General features: G+C 62.8%; 18 protein-coding genes. 11 read left to right on the plus strand and 7 right to left on the minus strand.

Annotated elements, in window-relative coordinates; translation table 11 throughout:
- Window position 1: 1 nt before the first annotated feature.
- Window positions 2-1,342: a diaminobutyrate--2-oxoglutarate transaminase family protein gene (locus BLP99_RS23515; RefSeq protein ID WP_072432100.1), complete on the minus strand. Its 1,341-nt coding sequence runs from the start codon at window positions 1,340-1,342 to the stop codon at window positions 2-4.
- A 368-nt stretch (window positions 1,343-1,710) separates the two neighbouring features.
- On the opposite strand from BLP99_RS23515, the gene BLP99_RS23520 reads away from it, so the two are divergent.
- Genes BLP99_RS23520 through BLP99_RS23530 form a run of 3 tightly spaced genes read left to right on the plus strand, consistent with a single transcriptional unit; the run spans window position 1,711 to window position 7,321 of the window.
- Window positions 1,711-3,141: an efflux transporter outer membrane subunit gene (locus tag BLP99_RS23520; protein ID WP_072398818.1), complete on the plus strand. Its 1,431-nt coding sequence runs from the start codon at window positions 1,711-1,713 to the stop codon at window positions 3,139-3,141.
- On the plus strand, window positions 3,138-4,241 hold the full coding sequence (locus tag BLP99_RS23525; RefSeq protein WP_371128618.1) for an efflux RND transporter periplasmic adaptor subunit: 1,104 nt from the start codon (window positions 3,138-3,140) through the stop codon (window positions 4,239-4,241). The genes BLP99_RS23520 and BLP99_RS23525 overlap by 4 nt, the downstream gene beginning before the upstream one ends.
- Window positions 4,238-7,321: an efflux RND transporter permease subunit gene (locus BLP99_RS23530; protein ID WP_072432099.1), complete on the plus strand. Its 3,084-nt coding sequence runs from the start codon at window positions 4,238-4,240 to the stop codon at window positions 7,319-7,321. Before BLP99_RS23525 ends, BLP99_RS23530 begins: the two co-directional genes overlap by 4 nt.
- A 52-nt stretch (window positions 7,322-7,373) precedes the next feature.
- Here the strand turns inward: BLP99_RS23530 and BLP99_RS23535 are convergent, their stop codons facing one another.
- Together BLP99_RS23535 and BLP99_RS23540 are read right to left on the minus strand one after the other, a co-directional pair.
- Window positions 7,374-8,240, minus strand: a complete 867-nt coding sequence (locus BLP99_RS23535) for a helix-turn-helix transcriptional regulator (protein WP_072398816.1) — start codon at window positions 8,238-8,240, stop codon at window positions 7,374-7,376.
- 32 nt (window positions 8,241-8,272) lie between these two features.
- Window positions 8,273-9,046, minus strand: coding sequence for an acyl-homoserine-lactone synthase (locus BLP99_RS23540; RefSeq protein ID WP_072398815.1), 774 nt, complete (start codon window positions 9,044-9,046; stop codon window positions 8,273-8,275).
- A gap of 591 nt (window positions 9,047-9,637) precedes the next feature.
- On the opposite strand from BLP99_RS23540, the gene BLP99_RS23545 reads away from it, so the two are divergent.
- The gene (locus tag BLP99_RS23545; protein WP_072398824.1) at window positions 9,638-10,237 is read left to right on the plus strand and encodes a LysE family translocator; all 600 of its coding nucleotides are present in this window, start codon (window positions 9,638-9,640) and stop codon (window positions 10,235-10,237) included.
- 75 nt (window positions 10,238-10,312) lie between these two features.
- On the opposite strand, the gene BLP99_RS23550 is transcribed toward BLP99_RS23545, so the two are convergent.
- Both BLP99_RS23550 and BLP99_RS23555 read right to left on the minus strand, forming a co-directional pair.
- Window positions 10,313-11,038 (minus strand): helix-turn-helix transcriptional regulator, encoded by a 726-nt coding sequence (locus BLP99_RS23550; RefSeq protein ID WP_072432097.1) that lies wholly within the window; start codon window positions 11,036-11,038, stop codon window positions 10,313-10,315.
- Between the two features lie 383 nt (window positions 11,039-11,421).
- Window positions 11,422-14,076 (minus strand): excinuclease ABC subunit UvrA, encoded by a 2,655-nt coding sequence (locus tag BLP99_RS23555; RefSeq protein ID WP_092181892.1) that lies wholly within the window; start codon window positions 14,074-14,076, stop codon window positions 11,422-11,424.
- A 193-nt stretch (window positions 14,077-14,269) separates the two neighbouring features.
- Between BLP99_RS23555 and BLP99_RS23560 the strand changes: the two genes are divergently transcribed.
- The 7 genes from BLP99_RS23560 to BLP99_RS23590 all read left to right on the plus strand — a co-directional run bounded on the left by BLP99_RS23560 (window position 14,270) and on the right by BLP99_RS23590 (window position 23,678).
- Window positions 14,270-15,754, plus strand: a complete 1,485-nt coding sequence (locus tag BLP99_RS23560) for a hypothetical protein (protein ID WP_076406919.1) — start codon at window positions 14,270-14,272, stop codon at window positions 15,752-15,754.
- A 144-nt stretch (window positions 15,755-15,898) separates the two neighbouring features.
- The gene (gene nosR, locus BLP99_RS23565) at window positions 15,899-18,058 is read left to right on the plus strand and encodes a transcriptional regulator NosR (protein WP_072459478.1); all 2,160 of its coding nucleotides are present in this window, start codon (window positions 15,899-15,901) and stop codon (window positions 18,056-18,058) included.
- A 54-nt stretch (window positions 18,059-18,112) separates the two neighbouring features.
- Window positions 18,113-20,032, plus strand: coding sequence for a TAT-dependent nitrous-oxide reductase (nosZ, locus tag BLP99_RS23570; RefSeq protein WP_072432094.1), 1,920 nt, complete (start codon window positions 18,113-18,115; stop codon window positions 20,030-20,032).
- Between the two features lie 28 nt (window positions 20,033-20,060).
- Window positions 20,061-21,380, plus strand: a complete 1,320-nt coding sequence (locus BLP99_RS23575) for a nitrous oxide reductase family maturation protein NosD (RefSeq protein WP_072398810.1) — start codon at window positions 20,061-20,063, stop codon at window positions 21,378-21,380.
- Window positions 21,377-22,294, plus strand: coding sequence for an ABC transporter ATP-binding protein (locus BLP99_RS23580; protein ID WP_072398809.1), 918 nt, complete (start codon window positions 21,377-21,379; stop codon window positions 22,292-22,294). Before BLP99_RS23575 ends, BLP99_RS23580 begins: the two co-directional genes overlap by 4 nt.
- Window positions 22,291-23,121 (plus strand): ABC transporter permease, encoded by an 831-nt coding sequence (locus BLP99_RS23585; protein WP_072398808.1) that lies wholly within the window; start codon window positions 22,291-22,293, stop codon window positions 23,119-23,121. The genes BLP99_RS23580 and BLP99_RS23585 overlap by 4 nt, the downstream gene beginning before the upstream one ends.
- A 29-nt stretch (window positions 23,122-23,150) precedes the next feature.
- On the plus strand, window positions 23,151-23,678 hold the full coding sequence (locus BLP99_RS23590; RefSeq protein ID WP_072398807.1) for a nitrous oxide reductase accessory protein NosL: 528 nt from the start codon (window positions 23,151-23,153) through the stop codon (window positions 23,676-23,678).
- Between the two features lie 121 nt (window positions 23,679-23,799).
- Here the strand turns inward: BLP99_RS23590 and BLP99_RS23595 are convergent, their stop codons facing one another.
- Together BLP99_RS23595 and cobA are read right to left on the minus strand one after the other, a co-directional pair.
- The gene (locus BLP99_RS23595; RefSeq protein ID WP_092181895.1) at window positions 23,800-25,296 is read right to left on the minus strand and encodes a nitrite reductase; all 1,497 of its coding nucleotides are present in this window, start codon (window positions 25,294-25,296) and stop codon (window positions 23,800-23,802) included.
- Window positions 25,293-26,132: a uroporphyrinogen-III C-methyltransferase gene (gene cobA, locus BLP99_RS23600; RefSeq protein WP_072398805.1), complete on the minus strand. Its 840-nt coding sequence runs from the start codon at window positions 26,130-26,132 to the stop codon at window positions 25,293-25,295. The genes BLP99_RS23595 and cobA overlap by 4 nt, the downstream gene beginning before the upstream one ends.

The raw sequence follows: 26,132 nt of genomic DNA on the forward strand, positions 1-26,132 counted from the left end.
GTCATACCGCTTCGCGTGCCAGGTGCGGACGGGTTTCGTGGGTCTTTGCGAGGGCCTGTTCGAAGCGATCCAGCACCATGCCGACCTCGGCTTCGGTGATGGTCAGGGGGGGCAGGAACCTGAGCACCGCGCCATGGCGTCCTCCGGTTTCCATCATCAGCCCATTGTCGAAACAGTTGAGCTTGATGGCGTGGGCGAGGGCACCGTCAGCCTGTCCGGCACGCTGGTTGGCCGCTGGCCGGGTGATCTCCACGCCGATCATCAGGCCGCGACCGCGGATGTCGCCCATGCAGGCGAACCGCCGGGCGATGTCCCGCAGGCCGCTCTGCAACAACTCACCCATCCGCGCGGCATTGGCCACCAGATTGTCCCGCCGGATCTGCTGCATGGTGGCGACACCGGCGACCATGGCCACCTGATTGCCACGGAACGTACCGGCGTGCATGCCGGGGCCCCAGGTATCCAGATGCTCGGCATACACGACGACCGCCAGGGGGTAGCCCCCTCCGATGGCCTTCGACAGCACCAGGATGTCGGGCACGATGCCCGCATGCTCGATGGCGAAGGTGGTGCCGGTCCGGCCCAGGCCGGTCTGGACTTCATCGACGATCAGCAGGATGTCCTGCTCCAGGGTGATTTCCCGCAATGCCCGCAGCCATTGGGCGGAGGCGGGGATGCAGCCGCCTTCCCCCTGCACGACTTCGACGATGACCGCCGCCGGCTTGGCGACGCCGCCTTCGGGATCCGACAGGACGGTGCGGATATAGTCGATGGACAACTGATCGGTGTGCTCGCCGGCGGTGCCGAACGGGCAGCGGAACCGATAGGGGAACGGCAGGAAATGGGTGCCCTGTGCGATGAGACCGTCGCCACTCTTGGGCGACAGCTTGCCCATTGCCGATAACGCCCCGGCGGTCATCCCGTGATAGCCGCCGTGGAACGCCATCAATGGCGAGCGACGGGTGTAATGGCGGGCCAGCTTGATGGCGGCCTCGACGGCATCCGAGCCGCTGGGGCCGCAGAACAGGATCTTGCTGGCCTCGCGCATTTTTGCCGGCAGCATCGAAAACAGTTCCTGCACGAAGGCGTGCTTGGCCGGGGTCGCCAGGTCGAGGGCCTGCTGCAGATGATCGCTGCCGAGAAACGCCATCACGGCATCTCGGACTTCGGGCGGGTTATGCCCCAGGGCCAGGGTGCCGGCGTTCGACAGGCAGTCCAGGTACTCCTGGCCGCTGGCGTCCCTGATGCGCATCCCCTTGCCGCTGACAAAGAGCCGTTGGAAAGTCTGCGCATAGGTCCTTGCGTTCGACTCGACGTTTTCCAGATAACTGAGTGCTTCCATATTCGATCATCCATTGGCCATGGAACGGGAACCGGGCAGGGGGAATACGAGCCAGCCAAGGGGCCTGATCCGTGGGATCCGTGCTTGCCTGACCCACTGTCGGGCCAGCCCGATATGGCTGGCCCGACGGCAGATGCCGCCCTTGTCTGGCAGGTCCCGGGCATTTCAACAGGCCTGTGCGCTTACCGCGAATTTTCTTGCCGGCACCTGTCCCCGTTTCCCACGCCAGACACAGAATCCAGGCCGGGGTTAAATGCCTCGCACATGAATTTCAACCACCCACCCTCAACAATCTGCCGTCTCCCGAGCCGCGCCGGTGCCGGATGCCTGGCTGCTCGCTCCCATTGTCAGGTCCCGTAGAGAGCCCTATGCATGCCTTCAAGCCTCCAGGAAAAAGACTGCTGGTGACCTTGTGCGCGATGGCCCTGAACGGCTGCGTACTGGGGCCTGATTACCGAGTGCCGGACGTCCCGGTCGCCGACCGATGGCAGGCACCGCTTCCCCATGGCGCCTCCGTGGCGGCCCTGGCTGACTGGTGGCAGCAATTCGACGATCCGGCCCTGGCCGAGCTGTTGCGCCTGGCCGAAGCCGACAGTCCGTCCATGGACCAGGCGTGGGCCAACATCGCCCTGGCCCGAGCCACGGCGGACAGCGATGCGGCCGATGCCTTGCCCAGGGTCGATGGCCGTCTTTCCGGCGGTCGTGGCGCACAGCGGACCGGTCCCACACGCCTGGGCGGCTCGGGCTCCTCCGCCGAGCTGGACGCCGCCTGGGAGCTCGATCTGTTCGGCAAACTGCGGCGTAACAACGAAGCGGCGCAGTCGCGTGTCGAGGCGCGGGTGGATGACTGGCACGACGCACGGGTGTCCCTCGCGGCCCAGGTAGGCGATTACTACGTGCAGTACCGCGGCTGCCAGAAGCTGGTGCTGGCCTACCGGGACCAGGCCCAGTCGCAACAGGACACGGCGCGCATCACTCGCCAGTCGTTCGAGGCCGGCTTCACTTCCTCCGCCGACGCGGCGCTGGCCGACGCCAGCGCCGCCAGCAGCGCGGCCACTCTGGTCCGGCAGCAGAGCGAGTGCCAGGTGTTGCTCAAGAGCCTGGTGGCCTTGACCGGCGGAGATGAAGAACGGCTCGACGACGTGCTCGGCAAGACCCCGGCGCAACTGCCCCAGCCGGCCGAACTCAACGTTCGGCAGATTCCCGCCGATCTGCTGCGCCAGCGTCCGGACCTGGCTTCCAGCGAACGGGAACTGGCGGCGGCGAACGCCGAGATCGGCGTGGCCCAGGCCGACCGGCTGCCGAGCCTGAGCCTGTCCGGTACGTTTTCGGTCGGCGATACCGTGGGCCAGCACAACCGATCCTGGTCGCTGGGGCCGGTGCTGTCTGTACCCCTGTTCGACGGCGGCAAGCGCCGCGCGGCGGTGGAAGGGGCGCGGGCCTCTTATGACGCAGCCCTGGCGGTCTATCGCCAGACATTGCGCACCAGCGTCATGGAAGTCGAACAGGCCCTGGTGCGCCTGGATGCGGCGCGGCGGCGGGAGTCGGATGTCGAGCGTTCCACTGCCGGTTTCCGCGAGTCGTTCCAAGCCATCGACCGTAATTGGCAGGCAGGCAGCGTGAGCCTGCTGGACCGTGAAACCGCGCGCCGCCAGGCACTGACGGCGGAAATCGAATTGATCACCTTGCAGCAGGACCAGGTCCGCTACTGGATCGCCCTGTACAAGGCCCTGGGAGGCGGATGGCAAGTCGGTCAACCGCTTGCGCGACACCCGGCAACGAACGGAGGGGGAGCGTGAGGACGATATCGGGCAAGATTCTGCTGGCCGTTGCCGTGCTTACGGTCGTGGCGATATTCATGACCCTGCGCCGTGGTGCCGAGCCGGCCGTGGCCGCCCCCACCGTCAGCAGCCTGAGCGTGGAAGTCGTCCAGGCGCGGCGGCAAGTCTGGCCGCAGCTGCTGTTCGCCAATGGAGCCCTGGCTCCCTGGCAGGAAGCGGTCATCAATGCCGAGACCGGCAACCTGCGCATCGCCAGCCTCGAAGCCGACGTGGGCAGCCGGGTGAAGAAAGGCCAGTTGCTGGCAACGCTGGCCTGCGATGCGGTACTGGCCGAAGAGCGCAAGCAGACAGCGCTGGTCGCCCAGGCCGTGGCGAATCTGGAGCAGGCCCGGTCCAACGATCGCCGGGCCAGGGTCGTCGGCCAGGGCGGGGCCCTGTCGGAGCAGCAGCGCGAAGAGTATCGGATCAAGGTGGCCCTTGCCGAAGCCGACCTGGCCGGCGCCAGGGCTGAATTGCAAAGTACCCGGATCCGCTTGCGGCAGACGCGGATCGTGGCGGTGGACGACGGCATCGTTTCCGCCCGCACGGCATTGCTCGGCAAGGTGGTGGCGGCCGGCGACGAGCTGTTTCGCCTGGTGCGCGACGGCCGTATCGAGTGGCAGGCCGAGCTGGACGCCCGTCAGTTGGCCCAGGTACAGCCCGGGCAGGTGGCCCGCCTGACCTTGCCGGGCGGGCAGAGCCTGGAAGGACGGGTGCGGCTGGTGTCGCCCACCCTCAACACCAAGACCAGCCGGGCGCTGGTCTACGTATCCCTGCCCACCGACAGCCCCGCCCAGGCCGGCATGTACGCCAGCGGCCAGATCGAACTGGCGGCCCGCGAGGCCCTCACGGTACCGGATACCGCGGTGATCCTGCGTGACGGCCGCTCCTATGTGTTCACCCTCAACGATGACATGCGTGTCGTCCAGCGACCGGTAACGGTGGGCAGGCGCCTGCAGCAGGCCGTGGAGATCCTCGGCGGCCTGGATGAGCCGGCCCGTATCGTGCGCGCCGGCGGCGCTTTCCTCAACGATGGCGCGAGCGTGAGCCTCGTACAATCCCAGGTTGCCCAGCCATGAACGTTTCTGCCCTGTCGATCCGCTATCCGGTCCCGGCCGTCATGCTGTTCATCCTGCTGACGGTCCTGGGCCTGCTGGGGTTCGGCAAGCTCGCCATCCAGGATTTCCCCGACATGGACCTGCCGGTGGTGATGGTCAACGCATCGCTGGAGGGCGCAGCCCCCGAGCAACTGGAAACGGAGGTGGCACGCAAGATCGAGGACAAGCTCACGTCCCTGCGCCTGCTCAAGCATGTGACGACAGTGATCACCGACGGCGCGGTCAGCATCAGCATCAGTTTCGACATCGACAAGGATGGCAACGAGGCGCTCAACGAAGTGCGCAACGCGGTGGACAGCGCCATGCCGCAGTTGCCGGCCAGTCTGGATACGCCCTCGGTTTCCCGGCTGACCACCAGCGCCTCGCCGCTGCTCACCTACGTCATCGAGTCCGATGCGCTGGATGAAGAGGCGCTGTCATGGTTTGTCGATAACGAGCTGAGCAAACAGCTGTTGTCGGTACCCGGCGTCGCGCTGGTGTCTCGGATCGGCGGGGTGGACCGGGAAGTGCAGGTCAATCTCGACCCGGCGTTGATGGCAGGCCTGGGCATTCGCGTCGCGGATGTCGCTGCGCAACTGAGGGCGATGCAGAAGGACAACTCCGGTGGCCAGGGCAACCTGGGCAGTGGCCAGCAAGCCGTACGGACCCTGGGGGCCATCGACGACCCGGCCGCCCTGGGAGCCATCGATATTCCCAGCGGGGATGGCCGCCTGCTGGCGTTGAATCAGCTGGCGGATATTCGCGACACCCATGCCGAGCGCAGCAGCCGGGCCTTTCGCGACGGCAAGCCGGTCATCGGTTTCCAGGTGACCCGGTCACTGGGCTTCTCCGATGTCGGCGTGGCCAATGACGTACGCAAGTCCATGGCCGGTTTCGTGGAGAAACACACCAATGTGCGGATCGTTGAAGCCAGTGACACGGTCAAGGCGGTGCTTGCCAATTACCATGACTCGATGAACCTGCTGTACGAGGGCATGTTGCTGGCGGTGCTGGTGGTCTGGTGGTTTCTGCGGGACTGGCGCGCCACCCTGATCGTCGCTACGGCGCTGCCGTTGTCGATCATTCCTACCTTCGGCGTGATGTACCTGGCCGGGTTCACGCTCAACTCGGTCTCCTTGCTGGCGCTGGCGCTGGTCATCGGCGTGCTGGTGGACGATGCCATCGTTGAAATCGAGAACATTGCGCGACACCTGCGCATGGGCAAGACGCCGCTTCAGGCGGCCACCGAGGCGGCGGACGAAATCGGCCTGGCGGTGCTCGCCACGACGGCCACTCTGGTTGCGGTCTTCCTGCCCACGGCCTTCATGGGCGGCGTGGCAGGCAAGCTGTTCCGCCAGTTCGGGGTGACGGCTTCGGTGGCGCTGCTGTTTTCCTTGCTGGTGGCCCGGGTGCTGACACCAATGATGGCGGCGTACTTTCTCAAGGCGAAAGCCGACGCCGAGCACGATGGCCCCTTGATGACCCGCTATCTGGGCTGGATCCATGCCAGCCTGGACCGTCGCAAGACCACGATGTTGCTGGCCAGTCTTTTCTTCATCGGCGCCCTGGCCCTGGTTCCGTTGCTGCCGACCAGTTTCCTGCCGTCCCAGGACGCGGGTCGCAGCAGTATCACGTTGGAAATGCCACCGGGAACAACGCTGGAGCAGACCACCGAGATGGCTTTGCAGGCCAGCGAAAGGCTGCAGGACATGCCGGACGTCAAACATGTATTCGTCTCGGTGGGCACCGCCAGCAACTCGGGCGCCGGGCCTGCCGGCATCACTGGTGCCGGCGATGCGGTCCTGACGGTGGATCTGGTGGCACGGGACCAGCGCGAGCTCAAGCAGGTTGAAGTCGAGGCGCAGATGCGCCAGGCCCTGCGTACGCTGGCCGGCGTGCGTATCAACGTCGGCGGGGATGGCAGCGGCGAGAAACTCAACATCGTCTTGGCCAGCGACGACGGCGATCTGCTGGAACGCACTGCCAATGCCCTGGAGCCGCAGCTGCGCGGCCTGCACGGGATCGGCAACGTCACCTCCAGCAGTGCCCTGCAGCGACCGGAAATCCAGATGCGTCCCAATTTTGCCCGGGCCGCGGAGCTGGGCGTCACCAGCCAGGACATCGCCGATACCTTGCGCATGGCGACCTACGGTGAATACTCCTCGCAGTTGGGCAAGATCAACCTGTCCCAGCGTCAGGTGGACGTGCGCGTGCGCATGGATTCGCTGTTGCGCGATGACTTGCGAAGCATCGATCAGTTGCGGGTGACTGGACGGGACGGCCAGGTGGCGCTGTCCTCGCTCGGGGAACTCAGCCTGGGCAGTGGACCGGCCCAGATCACCCGGCTGGATCGGCTGCGCAACATCACCTTGTCGATCGAACTCAACGGCCGCAACCTGGGCGAGGTCATGGCCGAGGCAAGCCAGTTGCCGGCCATGCGCAATCTGCCTCCAGAGATCAAGCCGGTGGAGCAGGGTGAACTGCAACTGATGACGGAGCTATTCGCAAGCTTCAGCCTGGCCATGGCCATCGGTGTGTTCTGTATCTACGCGGTCCTGGTGCTGCTGTTCCATGATTTCCTGCAGCCGGCCACCATCCTCTCGGCTTTGCCGCTCTCCCTGGGCGGCGCGCTGCTGGCCTTGCTGATATGCAATTTCAGCTTTTCCCTGCCCTCGGTCATCGGGTTATTGATGTTGATGGGGATCGTGACCAAGAACTCCATTCTGCTGGTGGAATACGCCATCATGGCTCGGCGTGATCACGGCCTGGATCGCTATGACGCCCTGGTGGACGCCTGCCACAAGCGCGCACGGCCCATCCTGATGACCACCATTGCCATGGGCGCCGGGATGTTGCCCACCGCGATGGGCATGGGCGAAGACCCGAGTTTCAGGCAGCCGATGGCCGTGGTGGTCATGGGGGGGCTGTTGACTTCAACGTTGCTGAGTCTGCTGGTGGTGCCGGTGATCTTCACGTACGTCGACGATCTGCTGCAATGGTTCAGGCGGCATACGCCTGGACTGGCGTCGGCAGGCAGGGTCGAAGAGGAAGCGAAAAGCTGAATCATCCCCCAACGTACCCGATGATGACCGGGCAGACATTGGGGGGAGAGGTTCAGACGGCCTGGCGAATGGGCGGAGCGCCGTTCCATTCAGTGCCCGATGGCGTAGCGTCCATCGAGTGCATCCAGCGAATGAGGGAGCGACGACCACCAATGCCCATCTTGATGGCTGCACGCTTCAGATAGCTTTCGACGGTATTGACCTTGAGGTTGAGTTGCTCGGCAAGTTCGGGCGCCGTGCGTCCCGCCAGCAGACCCACGCACACTTCGGTTTCACGCGACGACAGGCTCAAGCCGGACAGTTGCAGTCGATCGGCGAATCGCTGGCGCAACGCTTCCATCCCACCGTTCTCCGGGCCGTCCAGCGACAGGTTGGTGTCCTGCCGATGAGGTTCCGATGGCACCAGGGCGGCAACATGCTCTTCTACCATGGGCATCAACAGGCAGGAAAAGTCTTTCAGAAGGGCATGTTCCTGGGCGGTAAAGCCCTTGGAAAAAGGTGACCGATACACGGACAGGACATAACGGTGGCCATTTTTCCGTGTGGTCAGATGCAGTTGGGTCGTTGTGTTGTGGCCGGGTGCCTTGCCCGAGAGTTCACGCTTGAGCAGACATCGGGAAAAATTGGGGACCTTCTGTGCGGGCGCGTCTTCGAAGAGGATATCGTCGGCGAGGAAAAAAGGCTTGCTTGTATGGGTGTCCACTACAGTGTCGACACAGGTATTGTCCATGCCGACGAAACCAATGCTTGAAGTGCTGTGTTCAGCGATATTACTTGTGCCTATCCTTTGCTCGGTAATATGTGTTGCGTCGACCGGGATTTCCGTGAGTATCAGGTCGTGCAACATGCGAGGGAAGTGGCGGCTGCCGGTACTGGCAATGACTTTGCCAACATGCGGAAATAGTCTTTGCAGGTTCATCCTTTCTCCAATTTCATACCAGAAGTTTGATTTTATAGATGCAGCTCAGTGTGCATGTGTATTTTTGCTGGAATGTTTCGGCCACGGCGCATTTGGCCGATATCAATGGATTTATGGAGTGTGTCTGACGAACGGTTCGTCATAAGGAAAGGGTCGTAAACGCTCGCTTCGGCAATGGTGTTTTTTCTGAGAACTCCCTCATAAGTTTCGATGGAACATGGCAACGTGCCGTAGATGATCGTCTCGCCCTTCGAGCCCAGTGCCGTGTTGTGTCGTTCGATATTCCATCCGGAACGCTTGAGAATTTTCGCCATCGAAGTGTCGACGACAACTTCATAGGCTTCGATATCTTGATGTTGGGCAAACTTCAGCATGGTCAGGAAGAGTGCCGCGGTGCGAATGTCCACACTGGCCTGGGTCAATTCGCAGGTAATGGATCTGTCAGCGAAAAGTGCAAAGCGGGTGGCTTCCCATAAATATGTTGAGCGACGTCCGGACTTTTGGGTTGGAAGAATGAAACTCAAGGGGCCGGTCATGAGTGTCGGTTTGCTGGAAGGGCGAAGTCGAACACAACCGGTGACCTGCTGGTGCTGGATTGAATATATGTAAACTGCATCAGCGTCATCGTATTCATCCCATTCGTAATTGCTGCCTCGATAGCTTTCTATATCCCACTTCTTTCTGTCGATAAAGGCAGACTTGCGAATGGCCAGTATTTGTCCCAGGGTTTTGCTCGGAATACTCGAGTAGCTTGCGATACGAGTAGATATACCGAAAAAACGAAAGGTGGCCGGGGCGTAGTTCATGAATGAGGTTTCGTGGTTGTGGGTGGAGCTACTGTTAACTTTGCACTAGGGCATTTCAACTGTCCTAAAGTACAGTGCGTGGATTTATAGAGTGGATAGTCTAATTAGTTGCCAGATTGGTGATGTGGCAGTATTCCGGGACAAACTGAGTCGCTGCGCGAATTAGTATCGTCGTTAGTCCAAGAAAGTACAGGGAGGGAGTAGCATGCGAAGGGTCTTGACTTTAGTCCGCCAACTCAACATGAACGGCATTGGCGAGGAGGATTTCTTGACGATTACGCGACGGATTGGCTAAGTCGCTGATAGTATGTGGGCCGGAAAATTGACGCTCCAACAGTGCCTGGGTTGGCCTGCAATAAAAAGGTAATAAGGCTATGGGAGCGTAGTTTGGGAGACAACAAATGGGTAAAAGCTCACGCTGATAAGTCATACGTTTGAAAGTTTCAGGGCGGCAGTGGGCAAATCTAGTGTAATTGCTCTATGCTGGAAAATTGGTCTGATGTCATACAACCAAAATATTGATTTGTATGATCGGGCCTGTCCGAACCCGAAGAAAATGAGCCATTCTGGCTCCCTGGCATGGATGACCTTATGTCTTATATCGCGCTTTCGTTGATGACAGTCCTGTTGGTTCCTGGACCGACGAACTCTCTGTTGTTGCAAACTGGCATCAACAGGGGCTTGAACGCCCGCTCCATGAGGTTCGTTGTAGCGGAATGGCTGGCTTATATTGTTCAGATGACGATGTGGGGAGTGTTTATCGATCTTCTGATCACGGATCATTCCTGGGTGGTCATTGCCACCAAGATCTTCGCTGTCTGTTTCCTGTTCTATATCTCCCTGAAGTTGTGGTTTTCGGTAAAGGATCATTTACCTGGTACTTCGGCGGGCATCAGTGTGCCGGATCTCTTCGTGGCAACGTTGACCAACCCCAAGGGCTTGTTCTTTGTGTCTTTCGTTGCGCCGGCGGGAACATTCCTGTCCGTGAGCCACTACTTGTCTTTCATGTCATTGTTCACGGCCATTATCTTTCCGGTCGGGCTGACCTGGATAGCCATTGGAGCGTTCTGTGGAAGGAAACTGCATGCCATCGTTTCCGGCAAGTTCTTGAGTCGGGCTATCTCATTGGTTATCGGTTTGTTCGCCTGTGGCATGCTCTTCAATATCGCATCGCAGGTGGGATTCGCCTGAATGGATTATGACCAGGCGCTGGCGTCGGACTTGGCAAAAGGCCGCCGCCAGGTTAGGGCAGGATAGGGGCGGGATTTAAACGAGGTTGAGTTGAACTGCCTTGATCATGGCTTGCTTGACGTTGACACAATCCATCTTCTCGGTCATCTGCTTGGCATGAAACTTCACCGTTCGCTCGGTGATGCTCATGATCAGACCTATTTCCTTGTAGTTCTTGCCTAATGAAAGCCAGCGCAAGAACTCGATCTCCCGAGGGGACAGCTTCAAGTTGCTTTCCATGGGGGCTTCCATGGGGCGATATTGGTTGGCGATTATACTGAGCGCCTTGATGATGAATAGATTGGATCGGACGATGATGGGGAAGTCCGGATCGTTCTCTTCGGAAGACAAGTGAAGTGAGCCGAATGCCCGTCCGGGCTCATGGATCGGTACGGTGAATCCCTGCTTGATGCCGTAGGACGCAGACTGGTCGAAGATTTCCGGGTTATCGATCTCCTCGGGAATTTCATTCCAGAAGAAGGGCGTCGCCGTGACGGCGGTATTGATCATGACCGGATCGGTCTTATAAAGGGCGTTCTTGCGATAGGTTTCAACCCATTCGGCTGGGTAGTTGCTATGGATCGAGATCTTGGAGCTGTTGAACGGTGTCGGTTCCACATGGACATAAGCGAATTTATCGATCCCCAGTTTGGAAAAAATCCAGCCCAGTACTGCGGTGTACTCTTCTTCGCTGGCGCCCGAGATGTTGTTTTCCACCTCTTGGATCAGATTGAAAAGATGGCTTGAAATAGGCTTGAGCATAATGAACGAGCTCGAAAACTGATGTAAGACTTGACGCAGCCAGGCGCTATACCTTTAGAGTCGCCAAATGGAAGTTGCAAGGATGCTGCGGGGCCGACATCAACAACAGGATCTGCCTGCTATCGGCAACGGTAATGTGGAGGGAGGTGGACTGGGCGAGGCTTCGCCGTGATTCACGGGGCGCTGCTGGGGAAGATGCTGCTGTTCTGTAACCCTATGGAATGTTTTTCTTGAACATGGGGCCGACATCATTTGCCTCCTGGCCTGTACAGCCTCACATCCATCAGCAAGTGAGGCCGTCGTTAAACTACTCGTACTGAAACGATTAACTGAAAGACAGTATAGACAGGTTTCCCGGGACGGCCAGCCAGATTAAAAAAGCTTTAATATTCAGCCGCTAACGCGCTCTTGAGGAATGGCGCCGTACGACTTTCCGGACATTGGGCCACCTCGGCCGGCGCTCCGCACACCACGACTTGCCCGCCCTGGGTTCCGGCGCCCGGACCGATGTCGATGACCCAGTCGCTCTGGGCCACGACCCGCATGTCATGTTCCACCACGACCACGCTATGGCCGTCATCCACCAGGCGATTCAACTGCACCAGCAACCTGTCCACGTCCTGTGGGTGCAGCCCGTTGGTGGGTTCATCCAGCACATACAGGGTGGCCCCTCGGGCCTTTCGCTGCAGCTCTGTCGCCAGCTTGATGCGTTGCGCCTCGCCGCCGGACAGTTCGGTGGCGGGTTGGCCCAGGCGCAGATAACCCAGTCCGATATCCTGCAGCACTTGCAGCGAGCGCCGTGCCGACGCCTGTCCGGAAAAGACTTCGAGCGCCTGATTGACGGTCAGTTGCAGGACCTGCGCGATGTCCAGGCCTTGCCAGCGTACCGCCAGCGTCTGCCGGTTGTAGCGGGCACCGTGGCAGGTCGGGCAGGGGGCGTACACGCTGGGCATGAACAGCAGTTCGACACTGACGTAGCCTTCCCCTTCGCAGGTTTCGCAGCGTCCCTTGGCCACATTGAAGGAGAACCGTCCGGCGTCGAACCCCAGTTCACGGGCCTGTTCGGTCCCGGCGAACAATTTGCGCACGTGATCGAACAGGCCGGTGTAGGTGGCGAGGTTGGAGCGCGGCGTGCGGCCGATGGGCTTCTGGTCCACCCGGACCAGGCGCTTGATCGCATCGAGGCCCGCACTGACATGCCCGCCACTGGTTTGCTCGGGTTCGTCTTCCAGGCTTCGTTCGTCGGGCTCGGCGTCCTGGCCGGGTTGGCCCAGGTGAGCGCCGACCAGGTCCAGCAACGCCTGGCTGACGAGGCTGGATTTGCCCGAACCGGAGATGCCGGTCACGGCGGTGAAACAGCCGAGGGGGAAGGCCGCGCTCAGGTTGTCGAGGTTATTGCGGGTGATGCCTTCCAGGCGCAGCCAGTCGCTGGGTGTCCGCGGGGCGTGCGCAGCCTGGGACCGCTCGGCGAAGAGGTAAGTGCGGGTGCGTGATTGCGGCACCTGGCGAAGGCCGGCGGGCGGGCCGCTGTAGAGGATCCGGCCGCCTTGTTCGCCGGCATCCGGCCCGACATCGACGAGCCAGTCGGCGCGACGCATGGTCCCCAGGTCGTGTTCGACCACGAATACCGAGTTGCCGGCGGCCTTGAGCCGCTGCAGCGCGTCGAACAGGGCTTCGCTGTCGGCCGGATGCAGGCCGGCTGACGGTTCGTCCAGCACGTAGATGACCCCGAACAGCTGAGAGTTGAGTTGGGTCGCCAGGCGCAAGCGCTGCAGCTCGCCGGAAGAGAGCGTCGGGGTGCTGCGCTCCAGGGCCAGGTAACCCAGGCCAAGGTCGATCAGGGTGCCGATGCGCTCCAGCAGTTCGGCAGCGATGCGTTGGGCGGCCAGGCGCTTTTCCAGGGACAGGTTGGGCGTGTGGCGCGCATCCGGCCCTCCTGAGTGCGGATTGTCACCTCGGGCGGCGCGTTGCTCGCGCGCCTCGCGGGTTTGCCGGTGGGTGAGGACTTCGCCCGGTTCTTCGGCCTGCTCCAGATAATCGGGTGCGGTGACGCGCCTGAACACCTCGGCCAGCTCCAGCAACGGCAGGTGCGACAGCTCGGCGATGTCCAGGCCGGCGAATGTCACGCCCAGCGCCTGGCGCTTGAGACGCTTGCCTTCGCACACGGGACAATGGCTGGCGCGCATGTATTGCGCCACGCGCTTGCGCATCTGAGCGCTCTGGGAGTGCATGAAGGTATGCAGCAGGTAACGTCGGGCGCCGCTGAACGTACCCTGGTAGCTGGGTTCGAGCTTGCGCTTGAGGGCGGCACGGGTCTGGGCAGGCGTCAATCCGGCGTACACCGGGACGGTGGGGGTTTCTTCCGTGAAGAGTATCCAGTCGCGCTGTTCCTGGGGCAGGTCACGCCAGGGAACGTCGACGTCGTAGCCCAGGGTAACCAGGATGTCCCGCAGGTTCTGGCCTTGCCAGGCCATGGGCCAGGCGGCCACGGCCCGCTCGCGGATGGTCAGCGAGGGGTCCGGCACCATGGAGTCTTCGGTCACTTCATAGACCCGCCCCAAGCCATGGCATTGCGCACAGGCACCCTGGGGCGTGTTGGGGGAAAAATCCTCGGCGTAGAGCATGGGCTGATCGGCCGGATAGCTGCCGGCCCGGGAGTAGAGCATGCGGATCAGGCTCGACAGGGTGGTGACACTGCCCACCGAAGAGCGCGCGCTGGGGCTGCCCCGTTGTTGCTGCAAGGCCACCGCCGGCGGCAGGCCGTCGATGCTGTCCACGTCGGGCACGCCCACCTGGTCGATCAGGCGCCGCGCGTAGGGCGCGACGGACTCGAAATAGCGACGCTGGGCTTCGGCGTAGAGCGTGGAAAAGGCCAACGACGACTTGCCTGACCCCGACACGCCGGTAAAGACCACCAGGGCATCGCGGGGGATATCGACGTCGACATTCTGGAGGTTGTGTTCGCGGGCGCCACGCACCCGGACGAAACCGGTGGATGGCGATGAAAAGGCGTGCGCTGGGCCGGAGCGTGGGGGCATGAGGGGTCCTTGTCGTGATGTGCGCACCTTAACGCGTCGGCGCTGCTCGACGAAACTGCTGCGCCGAATGAATGCAACCCGGCTCACAGATGAACGATGCGACCGGCTCCAGTCGTTTTAGTGCAATAAGAATTTACTCCGGATGAAAGAGATGAGAAAAGCTTCTCAGTTTCCCCATGGATATGGATCCTTCATGCCTCGATCGAAATTCTTCACTACGCTCTTTGTCGCGCTGATTGTCGGCGCTGGCCTGTGGTACATGTGGATGATCACCAGCGCCAAGCTGGAGTGGGGCGGCGCCAGCCCCGGCCAGCAACAGCTGGGCGCCGTAGCGGATACCCGGCACCGGGCCGCCTCCCAGTACTGCACAGGCGTGGTGGCGACCCCCCAGGGCACCTGGCTGGTCGCCCGTCTGAACGGGGATGCCGGGCAGGTCGAGGCCTCCGCCGATGTGGTGGACCTCGATGCGCTGGTGCGCGGCAAGTCCAATGACGAGCCTGAGCCGGTGGGCTCCGGTGCCTTCGCCTACCTGCTTTCCGGCAGGGAAAAAGAGACCTCTTTCATTTCGCGCCTGGACGCCCAGGGACAATTCCAGTTGGTCGCCCACGTAAGCGCCGCCGCCTGCCTGGTTGCCAGTCCCGATGGCGCCAGCGTCTTGCTGCTCACCGGCCTCGACCGGCCGGAGGCCGGATCCGGCGACAGCGTCGGCCAGACCGTGGTCTTTCGCAGCGACGATCAGGGCAAGCGCTGGACCTGGCTGGAGCAGGGCTGGTTTCCCAAGGCCGATCAAGTGGCCTGGAACCTGAAGCCGTACTTCCATGGCACGGATGAAGTCTGGGCCTGGGGCACCCCCAGCGGCGTCGACAACGAGAGTGGCGAAGATGCGCCAGGCGCCATTTCAACCGGTGTCTACTATTCCGCCGATCGCGGCGACCACAGTACGCCGGTCATGGCGGCCGAATCGCTGCTGGTCACCAGCGAATATGTTCGGGTCAAGCGTCCGGATGTCTTGCAGTGGCATACCGATGCCGGCACCTATGGCGACATCCGCACCCATGTGATCCAGCTGGACCCGCAACGCGCGTTCATCTGGGTTTCCCAACGCTTCTGGGGCAGCAACCCCGACGGCGAGGGCGCCCACATCGCCTTCAACGTCACGACACGGGCTCGATTGCAGCGCAGCACCGGTCAATGGCAGGTCGTGGATACCCAGCGCGACGACAAGCTGTTCATCGCGGCCTTGGCTCAGAACGCCGACGGGCGGGTGGCCGGCCTGGTGGACCAGGAGGAATCCGGACGACACGTGATCGCCGAGCTGGATACCGCGACGCTGGCCTGGCGTCCCCTGGGCGAGCTGCCCAGCGTGTTCGCCCCCCTGGCGTCGCAGAGCCGGCTGCGCGAGGGGCATTTCTATCTGGGGCAGAACAGCCTGCTGGTCAATGTCACCAGCGAGCACCGGCCACCGCGCTGGCTCTATTGGTGGTCGGATGCGAGCATTTGCGCCGATGGGGTGTTCTATTCCCGGGACTGGGGCCGTTCCTGGCAGCGTCTCGCCATCGGCGGCTACCTGGGCATCCTGGGTTTCCAACCGACGCAGGATCGTGTGATCTGGGCCAAGGGCAACTGGTACGACAATAACGATCAAGGCATCTACTCCTACAGTCTTGCGCAGGACTGAACGTCTGCGTCGGGGCGAGAGGTACCAGCCTCTCGCCCCGTGATGCCCGCCAGGCAATTTTTTTCAAGTTGATTTCAATCAAGGGCGCCGGATAGAGCGGCTCCTACCATGATCGCCACGATCCTGTCTCAAGCCCTGGCGTTCATGACCCGTTCCTTTGCGTTCTCGCACCTCATCCGCTTCTGGCTCAACGCATTCTTCATTCTGCTGGCCCTGTGCGCGGGCTTCGCCCAGGCCAGGGATTACGGCGAAATCCAGCGACAGCGTATCCACCATGTCCTGGGCCGGACCGATTCGGTGTCCGAGCCCCAGGGGCCCTTCAAGGTGCGCACGCTCTCGACGGCCGGCAAGGTATCGGGCTATGTGTTCCAGAGCCTGGATGTGGTGGACATTCCCGCCTACTCGGGCAAGCCGATCAACGTGCAGGTGATTCTCGACCCCGCCGGTGTGATCCTGGATGCCTATGTGCTGGAGCACCATGAGCCGATCCTGCTGATCGGTATCGCCGAGGAGAAACTCCACGGATTCAGTGCCCGCTACAGCGGTGTCAAGGTCAATCAGCGGGTCGTGGTAGGGCATTCCAGCGACCCGGATGCGGTGACGGTGGACGCCATTGCCGGAGCCACCGTGACGGCGATGGTGGTCAACGAAGTCATCATGCGTGCCGCCCATGACGTCGCGGTGTCCCTGGGCCTGGTCAAGGGCGATGCAGGCCTGGCCGTGGCGCCGGCGCGAGTGCGCGAGGACGTCTACGAGCCCGCCGACTGGAAGACCCTGGCCGGCAATGGAGCGGTGCGTCGGCTGCACCTGACCCGCGACCAGGTCGACGCTTCCTTCAAGGGGACCGCCGCCGAAAAGGTCGAAGCCGCCAGTGCCGAGCAGGCGGGCGACACCTTCATCGATCTGTACGTCACTCACCTGAACCCGCCCACCATCGGCCGCAACCTGCTGGGCGAGGCGCAGTACCGCGCGCTGATGAGTGAGCTCAAGCCTGGCGAGCAGGCCATTGCCGTGATGGGCAGCGGACGGTATTCCTTCAAGGGCTCGGGTTATGTGCGCGGTGGGATCTTCGATCGGGTGCTGTTGCGCCAGTTCGGCGACACCATCAGTTTTCGCGACATGGACTTCCAGCGCCTGGATGATGTGGCTGCCGAGGGCATGCCCGAGTTCGATGAAATGGCGATCTTTATCGTCCGTGCCTCCCACCGTTTCGATCCCGGTTCGCCCTGGAGCCTGGAGCTGCTGGTGCGCCGCCAGACCGGGCCGGTCAGTGGACTCTTCAGCAGTTTCGAGCTGGCCTATCGATTGCCCGAGGCGTACCTGGAAAGGCCCTTGCCCACGGCCGCGCAACTGGCAGCGGCCGAAGAAGCCAGCCGCCCCCTGTGGCTGACCCTCTGGTACCGCAAGAGCGTGGAAATCGTCGTGCTGGCGGTGGCCTTGCTGGTGCTTACGATCATCCTGTTCTTCCAGGACCCGCTGGCCCGCCGGCCCAGGCTTTTGCATTGGGTTCGTCGGGGTTACCTGGTCTTTACCGTGGTATTTCTCGGCGGCTATGCCTTGGCGCAATTGTCAGTGGTCAATGTGCTGACCTTCGTTCATGCATTGTTCGAAGGTTTCCGCTGGGAGCTGTTCCTCACCGATCCGCTGATCTTCATCCTGTGGGTGTTCACCGCGGCCAGCCTCCTGCTGTGGGGGCGCGGGGTGTTCTGTGGCTGGCTGTGTCCGTTCGGCGCGCTGCAGGAACTGATCAACGAGCTGGCGCGCCGGTTCAGGGTGCCCCAGTACGAGCTGCCTTTCGCCGTGCATGAACGGTTGTGGGCCATCAAGTACATCATCCTGCTGGTGCTGTTCGGCGTTTCGCTGGAGTCCATGGCGACCGCCGAACGCCTGGCGGAGGTCGAACCCTTCAAGACCGCCGTCACCCTCAGGTTCGACCGCCAATGGTGGTTCGTGGCCTATGCCGCAGGCTGGCTGTTGATCAACCTTTTTACCCGCAAGGTCTATTGCCGCTACATCTGTCCGCTGGGGGCCGCCCTGGCCATGCCGACCCGCCTGCGTCTGTTCGACTGGCTCAAGCGCCGCAAGGAGTGCGGCAATCCCTGCCAACTGTGCGCCAAGGAATGCGAGATCCAGGCGATTCATCCCGACGGCCGGATCAACGCCAACGAATGCCATTACTGCCTCGACTGCCAGATGACCTGGCACAACGAAAACAAATGCCCGCCGCTGATCAACAAGCGCAAGAAGCGTGGCAAGGCGAGCGCGGCCGATCCGCAGCTGATTCCCGTGGTGCAGGCGCCCTGAGGCACCCCGATGGCCTGTTCCCCTGACCATTTCATTCTTCACGGAGCACACAGCATGAGCGATAAGAAAACCGACAATCCTGACGTGGCGCAAGAGCCCCGGGGCGTCAGCCGCCGCAGTTTCCTGGGTACCGGCGCCGTCACCGGAGCGGTACTGGCCGGCGCAACGGCGCTGGGCGCGGGGACATTCACCCGTGAATCCTGGGCCGCTGCGGCCAAGGAGGCCAAGTCCAGGATCCATGTGGCCCCCGGCGAGCTGGACGAGTACTACGGGTTCTGGAGCGGCGGCCACCAGGGCGAGGTGAGGGTGCTGGGGGTGCCGTCGATGCGCGAACTGATGCGTATCCCGGTCTTCAACGTCGACTCGGCCACCGGGTGGGGGCTGACCAACGAAAGCAAGCGCGTGCTGGGGGACAGCGCCAGGTTCCAGAACGGCGATTGCCACCACCCGCACATCTCCATGACGAACGGCAAATACGACGGCAAATACCTGTTCATCAACGACAAGGCCAACTCCCGGGTGGCGCGTATCCGCCTGGACATCATGAAGTGCGACAAGATGCTTACGGTGCCCAACGTGCAAGCCATCCATGGCCTGCGCCTGCAGAAGGTGCCGTACACCAAGTACGTGTTCGCCAACGGCGAGTTCGTGATTCCGCACCCCAATGACGGCCATACCTTCGACTTGCAGGACAAGAACAGTTTCACGATGTTCAACGCCATCGACGCCGAGAAGATGGAAATGGCGTTCCAGGTGATCGTCGACGGCAACCTGGACAACACCGATGCCGACTACACCGGCAAATATGCCGCGAGCACCTGCTACAACTCCGAGAAGGCCTATGACCTGGGCGGCATGATGCGCAACGAGCGCGACTGGGTGGTGGTGTACAACATCCCGCGTATCGAGGCGGCGATCAAGGCCGGCAGGTTCATGACCCTGGACGGTTCCAAGGTGCCGGTGGTCGATGGGCGCCGGGTCAATGGCAAGGATTGCGAATTCACCCGCTACATCCCGGTGCCGAAGAATCCCCACGGCTGCAATACTTCCCCCGACGGCAAATACTTCATCGCCAACGGCAAGCTATCGCCCACGGTCTCGATGATTGCCATCGACCGCCTGGACGATCTGTTCGCCGACCGCCTCAAGGATCCTCGCGACGTGATCGTCGCCGAGCCGGAACTGGGCCTGGGGCCACTGCACACCACCTTCGACGGACGCGGCAACGCCTATACCACCTTGTTCATCGACAGCCAGGTGGTGAAATGGAACATGGATGAGGCCATCCGCGCCTACAAGGGCGAGCAGGTCAACTACATCAAGCAGAAGCTGGATGTGCAGTACCAGCCTGGCCATAACCATGCGTCCTTGACCGAATCCAGCGATGCCGACGGCAAATGGCTGGTGGTGCTGTGCAAGTTCTCCAAGGACCGTTTCCTGCCCACCGGTCCGCTGCACCCCGAGAATGACCAGTTGATCGACATTTCCGGGGAGGAAATGAAGCTGGTGCACGATGGCCCCACCTTCGCCGAGCCCCATGACTGCATCCTCGCCCGGCGCGACCAGATCAAGACCCAGAAGATCTGGAACCGCAATGACCCGTTCTTCGCCGACACCGTGGCGCTGGCCAAGAAAGACGGGATCAACCTGGAGACCGATAACAAGGTCATCCGTGACGGCAACAAGGTGCGGGTCTACATGACCTCCATGGCACCGGCCTATGGCGTGACGGAGTTCACCGTCAAGCAAGGCAACGAGGTGACCGTGACGATCACCAACATCGACCAGATCGAGGACGTCTCCCACGGCTTTGTCATGACCAACCACGGCGCGAGCATGGAGATCAGCCCGCAACAGACTTCGTCCATCACCTTCATCGCCGACAAGCCTGGCCTGCACTGGTACTACTGCAGCTGGTTCTGCCACGCCCTGCACATGGAGATGGTCGGACGCATGCTGGTGGAAAAGGCCTGAGTCGGCCCATCGAAAGGAGACAGGTGCAATGACCTGGAACACGCGGCCACCCGCGGGCCATGCTCGCCAACCGGTCATTGCGCTGGTGCTCTGCCTGCTGTCTGGCGGCGCGCTCGCCGCGCCGCAACCCATCACGAATCTGCCCTTGCAGGCCGAGGGCGAGCGCCAATGGCGCCTGCCTGCCGGGCAATACACCGGCTCGTTCAGCATTGATCAGCCGATGACCCTCACTTGTGCGCCGGGGGCGGTATTCCAGGGGCAGGGGGAGGGCAACGGGCTGATCATCCGGGCCCCGGACGTCCAGGTCCAGGGCTGTACGTTCCTGGATTGGGGCCATGACCTGACCGCCATGAACGCCGCCGTGTTCGTCCAGCCGGTCGCCAGGGGGGCCGTGGTGCGCTTGAGCCGCATGCAGGGCCAGGGTTTCGGCATCTGGGTCGATGGCGCGCGGGACGTCAGCCTGATCGACAACGTCATCCAGGGCGATCCGAGCCTGCGTTCCCAGGACCGAGGCAATGGCATCCATCTGTATGCCGTGCAGGGCGCCCGGGTCATTGGCAACCAGGTGCGGCAGGCCCGCGACGGCATCTACATCGATACCTCCAGCGACAACCTGCTCCAGGGCAATACCCTGGAGGACCTGCGCTACGGTGTGCATTACATGTTCGCCAACGATAACCGCCTGCTGGGCAATACCACCCGGCGTACCCGCACCGGGTATGCCCTGATGCAAAGTCGCAAGCTGACGGTCATCGGCAACCGTTCCGAGCAGGACCAGAACTACGGGATCCTGATGAACTACATCACCTATTCGACCCTGCGGGACAACTTCGTCACCGACGTACGCGACGGCTCCACCGGCGACACCATGATCACCGGCGCCGAGGGCAAGGGGCTGTTCATCTACAACTCATTGTTCAACCGTATCGAAGGCAATCACTTCGAGCGCAGCGCCCTGGGCATACACCTTACCGCCGGCTCGGAAGACAACCGCATCGCCGGCAATGTCTTTGCCGGCAATCGCCGTCAGGTCAAGTACGTCGCCACGCGCTTGCAGGAGTGGTCGGCGGACGGACGCGGCAATTACTGGAGCGACTACCTTGGCTGGGATCGCAATGGCGACGGCCTGGGCGACGTGGCCTATGAGCCCAACGACAACGTCGATCGCCTGTTGTGGCGCTACCCCCAGGTACGGCTGTTGATGAACAGTCCGGGCGTCGAGCTGTTGCGCTGGGTGCAGCGAGCCTTCCCGGTAATGAAATCCCCTGGGGTGACGGACAGCCATCCGTTGATGGCGGCACCGGTCTTCGCCCCGCAACGCAACACTGCTTCGGAGGACGCGCCTTGAACGTCGTCGAGATCGAGGGCGTCAGCCAGCGTTATGGCGACGCCACCGTATTGCATGGATTGGACCTGGACCTGGCCCAGGGCGAGGTGCTTGGTCTGTTCGGCCATAACGGCGCGGGCAAGACCACCACCATGAAACTGGTCCTGGGCCTGCTGCGGGCCAGTGAAGGACAGGTGCGGGTATTCGGCCGGGCACCGAGCGATCCCAGCGTGCGACAGATGCTCGGTTATCTGCCGGAGAACGTGATGTTCTACCCGCAGTTGAGCGGCCTGGAAACCTTGCGCCATTTCGCCCGGCTCAAGGGCGCCGCGCCAGGGCAGGTCGAGCGCCTGCTGGAGGAGGTGGGGCTGAGCCAGGCCTCGCGGCGCAAGGTGCGGACCTACTCCAAAGGCATGCGGCAACGCCTCGGCCTGGCCCAGGCCTTGCTCGGCCGACCGCGGCTGTTGCTGCTGGACGAGCCGACCGTGGGCCTGGACCCCATCGCGACCCAGGACCTCTACCAGTTGCTCGATCGCCTGCGCTGGCAGGGCACCAGCATCATCCTCTGTTCCCACGTCCTGCCCGGCGTCGAGACGCATATCAATCGCGCGGCGATCCTGACCCGAGGGCGCCTGCTGGCCCTGGGCAGCCTGGCGCGGCTGCGGGAGGAGGCACGGCTGCCGACCCTGATCCGGGCTTCGGGCCTGGCCCGTGCCAGCCAGTTGCAACAGCATTGGCGCAGCGAGGGGCATGTCACCCAGGGCTGGGGAGCCGAAGGCTTGCAGGTGGCCGCGCCCGACGGCAGCAAGCTGGCGTTGCTGCGTCAGTTGCTGGCGCAACACAACCCGACGGATGTCGAGATCAAGCCGCCGTCCCTCGAGGACTTGTACCGCCATTACATGAGCGGCGCGGCAGCCGGGGAGGTGCGTCCATGAACCCGATCTGGAACATGGCCCGCAAGGAGTTCAGCGATGGCCTGCGTAACCGCTGGCTGCTGGCGATCAGTCTGTTGTTCGCCGTGCTGGCGATCGGCATCGCCTGGTTGGGCGCCGCGGCGTCCGGCCAGTTGGGCTTCACCTCGGTACCGGCCACCGTGGCCAGCCTGGCCAGCCTGGCGACCTTCCTGATGCCCTTGATCGCCTTGCTGCTGGCCTATGACGCCATCGTCGGCGAGGACGAGAGCGGGACCTTGCTGCTGTTGCTGACCTACCCGCTGAGCCGTGGACAGTTGCTGCTGGGCAAGTTTGTCGGCCATGGCCTGATCCTGAGCCTGGCGACGCTGATCGGCTTCGGTTGCGCAACGCTCGCCATCGCCTTGCTGGTCGACGACGTCGAGCTGGGCCTGCTGCTCTGGGCCTTTGGCCGTTTCATGCTGTCGAGTTCGCTGCTGGGCTGGGTCTTCTTGGGATTGGCCTATGTGCTGAGCAGTCTTTCGACGCAAAAGTCCACCGCCGCCGGCCTCGCGCTGGGGGTGTGGTTTTTCTTCGTGCTGGTGTTCGACCTGGTACTGCTGGCGCTGCTGGTACTGAGTGAGGGCCGCTTCAGCCCGGACCTGCTGCCCTGGCTGTTGCTGTTCAACCCTACCGATGTGTACCGGCTGATCAACCTGTCGGGGTTCGACGGCGTCTCCAGCGGTGCGTCGGTCATGACCCTGGGCAGCGACTTGCCGGTGTCGGGGCCGGTGCTCTGGCTTTGCCTCGGGGTGTGGATGGCGGTGCCGTTAGGGTTGGCCTATCGGCTGTTCGAGCGCCGGTGCCCTTGAATTGTGATTGATGAATGGAGCATGCAACGATGAACAAGGTGTCCTACAAGGCGAGCCGCCTCCTGGCCGGGATAGTGGTGTGCCTGGCGCTGGCGGGGTGTGAAAAGGCTGCGGCGCCATCGTCCAGCGAGGCGACCCTGGCGTTTCACCCCGGTGACGAGTGCCATGTGTGCGGCATGGTCATCACTGACTTCCCCGGGCCCAAGGGGGCGGCGGTGGGGGCGGGCGGCGTGAAGAAATTCTGCTCGCCGGCGGAGATGCTCGGCTGGTGGCTGCAGCCGGAGAACCAACGGGCCGACGTCAAGCTGTACGTCCACGACATGGGCCGCGGCCATTGGGATGCCCCGGACGATGCCCACCTGATCGATGCGCGTACCGCCTGGTTCGTCGTCGGCACCGGCCTCAAGGGCGCCATGGGCGTGGTGCTGGCCTCCTTCTCAGATGCCCAGGCAGCCCGGAAACTCGCCAGTGAGACTGGCGGCCGTGTCCTGCGCCTGGAAGACATCGACCAGGAGCTGCTCGGGCAGGCCTCGGCCATGTCTTCCATGAGCCATTGACCGAGCCCTTCGTGTCGGCTGAGCTGTCGCCATCGTGGGCAGGTAAGCGCACGAGGGATCCGTATCGGCAATGATGCAAATGACCACCCCGGGGAAGGCTCGCGCTGCGGGGTGGTGTGTTTCAGTGGGACGTGCCCTCGGCGAATTCGATCTTGTTGCCGACGTTGTACTTGCCCGAAGGCTTGTTCATGGGCAGGCGCTTGATTTCCTGCAGTGTCTGGCTGTCATAGACGATCAGCGCGCCATCGGTGTCCCAGATGCTCAGCAGCAGGTAGCGGCCGTCGCGGGTGAATTCGACATGGGCGGCGGTCTTGCCGGGCATGGGGCGCAGGGTATGGGCGATTTCCAGGGTCTGCTTGTCGATCAGGTGGATGGCATCGTTGCCCGGGGCGAAGAACACGTCGGTCCAGGCGTAGCGGGAACTGGCGTGGCTGCGCAGGAAGAATCCCGGCCCCAGGGTGGGGATCTGCTTGATGACTTTCCAGGTGCTCAAATCGATGACCGAGACCAGCCCCTTGCTGATGTTGGGCGTGGCGAACACCCAGTGCCCATCGCGTTGCCAATAGGTTCCCGAACCCAGGTGCGGCATGCCCGGCAAGGCAATGTCGGTCACGACCCGGCCATTGTCGAGGTCGACCACCTGTCCCCCCTGGGCCTTGCGTGAAGTGGCGAGCAACTGGCGATAGTCGGGGGAGAAAGAGAAGTCGTCGAGGTGGTCCTGGACCTCGATGCGCCGCGGCACGAAGTCCGGATTCGGGCCGGTGGGCAATTCCCAGACTTCCTTCGCATCCTTCAGGGCAACGATGAAGCTGTCTCGCGGCGGAGCGGTATAGACCGCGCTGACCCGGGAAGCCTGGCCACGGCTGTCGACGGTCTCGATGGTCTTGACCAATGACAGGTCCCGGGCATCCAGCACGGCAAGGCTGCCGGGCAGGTAGTTGCCCACCAGCACCCAGCGCCCGTCCTTGCTGACCGCCAGGTTGCGGGTATTGAGACCGACCCGCACCTCGGCGATCAGCTTGAGATTGTGCAGGTCGTACAGGCTGACCCAGCCGTCCCGGGACGCCAGGTAGACGAAGCGCCCATCGGGCGAGAACTTCGGCCCGCCATGCACCGCGAAATGCGAGGCGAAGCGGGCCAGCACTTCGAAGCGGTCCCCATCGACGATATCGACATGGTGGTCACCGGCTTCCACCACCACGAACAGGTTCAGCGGGTCGGCCTGGTGCTGGGGCTTGTCGGGCAGGCTGGCGACATCCGCCAGCAGGCGGTGGCTGTGGCGGATGTCGTCCTCGCTCCAGCTTGGCTCGACGGCGGGCGGCCGCTGCAGGTAATGGGTCAGGCCATCGATCCGGGCGGCGTCCAGTACTGTACCGAACCCTGCCATCTGGCTGGCCGGCCGGCCCTTTTCGATGACCTGGCGAATCTCGGCGGGTTTGATCCGGCCCAGGCTCTGGGGTAACAGCGCAGGCCCGGCACCGCCGATGCGATTGACCCCATGGCACTGCTGGCAGTACTGCTGGTAGGTGCGCTCGGCCAGTTCCAGGTCCGGGACGTTGGCATCGCTGCCATGGGCCGTGCCCACCCACAGCAGGGGGGCCAGCCACCAGCGGATCATGGCGCCACCTTCGAGACCGGGAACAGGGATTGCACAGGATGCAGGCACGCCGGATGCTGCAGCGGCTGGTGGGCGAACAAGCCGACCACCCGACCGATCACCGTCAGGGTCGGCAGGCCCTCGCAACACTGCGCGGCCATGTCCGGCAAATGCGCGAGGGTGCCGCGATGCACTCGCTGGTCGGGGCGTGTGCCGTTGCTGATCAAGGCCGCCGGGGTGTCGGCCGCCAGGCCTGCCGCCATCAGCCGCGTGGCGATGGTGCCCAGGTTCGACAAGCCCATGTAGAACACCAGGGTCTGGCTGTCGTCCGCCAGGCTCTGCCAGGGCAGCTCAAGATCACCTTCGCGTTGCAGGTGGCCAGTGATGAAGCGGCAGGAATTCACCAGGTCGCGGTGGGTCAGGGGAATGCCGGCGTAGGCGCTGCAACCGGCAGCGGCGGTGATCCCCGGTACCACCTGGCAATCGATGCCGCGGGCCAGCAGGTATTCCAGTTCTTCGGCGCCGCGCCCGAAGATGAATGGATCGCCGCCCTTGAGCCGGACCACCCGCTGTCCCTGTCCGGCCAGGTCGGCCAGCAGCGTGTTGATCTGTGCCTGGGGCAGGCTGTGGCAACCGGCGGCTTTGCCAACGTAGTGCCGGGCGCATGTCAGCGGAACCAGGCCCAGCAGCTGCGGGCTGATCAAGCGGTCGTAGACCACTGCGTCGGCCTGCTGCAACAGGCTCCAGGCACGCAGCGTCAGCAGGCCGGGGTCACCGGGGCCGGCGCCGACCAGGGCGACTTCCCCCGGTCTGAAGGGCGATTGCAGGGCAGCGGGCAAAACGATGGGGGCAGGCAT

Source organism: Pseudomonas sp. NFACC32-1 (assembly GCF_900101215.1).
Lineage (GTDB): Bacteria > Pseudomonadota > Gammaproteobacteria > Pseudomonadales > Pseudomonadaceae > Aquipseudomonas.

Excerpts from the sequence above, each read along its gene's own strand:
- BLP99_RS23595 (WP_092181895.1), bottom strand. The coding sequence starts at position 25,296 with ATGATCCGCTGGTGGCTGGCCCCCCTGCTGTGGGTGGGCACGGCCCAT.
- BLP99_RS23535 (WP_072398816.1), bottom strand. The coding sequence starts at position 8,240 with ATGAACCTGCAAAGACTATTTCCGCATGTTGGCAAAGTCATTGCCAGT.
- BLP99_RS23540 (WP_072398815.1), bottom strand. The coding sequence starts at position 9,046 with ATGAACTACGCCCCGGCCACCTTTCGTTTTTTCGGTATATCTACTCGT.
- BLP99_RS23585 (WP_072398808.1), top strand. The coding sequence starts at position 22,291 with ATGAACCCGATCTGGAACATGGCCCGCAAGGAGTTCAGCGATGGCCTG.
- BLP99_RS23555 (WP_092181892.1), bottom strand. The coding sequence starts at position 14,076 with ATGCCCCCACGCTCCGGCCCAGCGCACGCCTTTTCATCGCCATCCACC.
- BLP99_RS23520 (WP_072398818.1), top strand. The coding sequence starts at position 1,711 with ATGCATGCCTTCAAGCCTCCAGGAAAAAGACTGCTGGTGACCTTGTGC.
- BLP99_RS23515 (WP_072432100.1), bottom strand. The coding sequence starts at position 1,342 with ATGGAAGCACTCAGTTATCTGGAAAACGTCGAGTCGAACGCAAGGACC.
- BLP99_RS23545 (WP_072398824.1), top strand. The coding sequence starts at position 9,638 with ATGTCTTATATCGCGCTTTCGTTGATGACAGTCCTGTTGGTTCCTGGA.
- BLP99_RS23590 (WP_072398807.1), top strand. The coding sequence starts at position 23,151 with ATGAACAAGGTGTCCTACAAGGCGAGCCGCCTCCTGGCCGGGATAGTG.
- nosR (WP_072459478.1), top strand. The coding sequence starts at position 15,899 with ATGACCCGTTCCTTTGCGTTCTCGCACCTCATCCGCTTCTGGCTCAAC.
- BLP99_RS23550 (WP_072432097.1), bottom strand. The coding sequence starts at position 11,038 with ATGCTCAAGCCTATTTCAAGCCATCTTTTCAATCTGATCCAAGAGGTG.
- BLP99_RS23575 (WP_072398810.1), top strand. The coding sequence starts at position 20,061 with ATGACCTGGAACACGCGGCCACCCGCGGGCCATGCTCGCCAACCGGTC.
- cobA (WP_072398805.1), bottom strand. The coding sequence starts at position 26,132 with ATGCCTGCCCCCATCGTTTTGCCCGCTGCCCTGCAATCGCCCTTCAGA.
- BLP99_RS23560 (WP_076406919.1), top strand. The coding sequence starts at position 14,270 with ATGCCTCGATCGAAATTCTTCACTACGCTCTTTGTCGCGCTGATTGTC.
- nosZ (WP_072432094.1), top strand. The coding sequence starts at position 18,113 with ATGAGCGATAAGAAAACCGACAATCCTGACGTGGCGCAAGAGCCCCGG.
- BLP99_RS23530 (WP_072432099.1), top strand. The coding sequence starts at position 4,238 with ATGAACGTTTCTGCCCTGTCGATCCGCTATCCGGTCCCGGCCGTCATG.